This window comes from Bradyrhizobium algeriense, assembly GCF_003062295.1.
Classification (GTDB): domain Bacteria; phylum Pseudomonadota; class Alphaproteobacteria; order Rhizobiales; family Xanthobacteraceae; genus Bradyrhizobium; species Bradyrhizobium algeriense.
In genome coordinates this window covers 1-255 of record NZ_PYCN01000320.1, presented here as the reverse complement: position 1 = coordinate 255, position 255 = coordinate 1, and the positions used below count along the sequence as shown (strand labels likewise).

Genomic DNA, 255 nt, shown 5'->3' with positions numbered 1-255 from the left:
ACTCTCGACTGCGGTGACGATCTTTGACAAGGGCGTGGACCTTGCCGGTGAGCAGATCGATCCCAGCCAACAGGCTGAGCGTGCCATGGCGTTTGTATTCATGGTCGCGCGCAAAGGTGGCGTGGACACCAGGCTTGGGCGGCAAATCCGGCGCCGTCGTTGCGATGGCCTGGATTCCCGGCTTCTCGTCGCAGGAGACGATCGTCACCGGCTTTCCCCGCCTCCTTCCTTTGGCAGAGGCTTTCTTCAGGACCT

1 pseudogene is annotated in these 255 nt (G+C 61.6%); it reads right to left on the bottom strand.

Annotated features, from left to right (window positions below):
* Nucleotides 1–208 (bottom strand): annotated as a pseudogene (locus C7G61_RS43665) (IS630 family transposase); the annotation flags it as partial.
* Nucleotides 209–255: the final 47 nt, after the last annotated feature.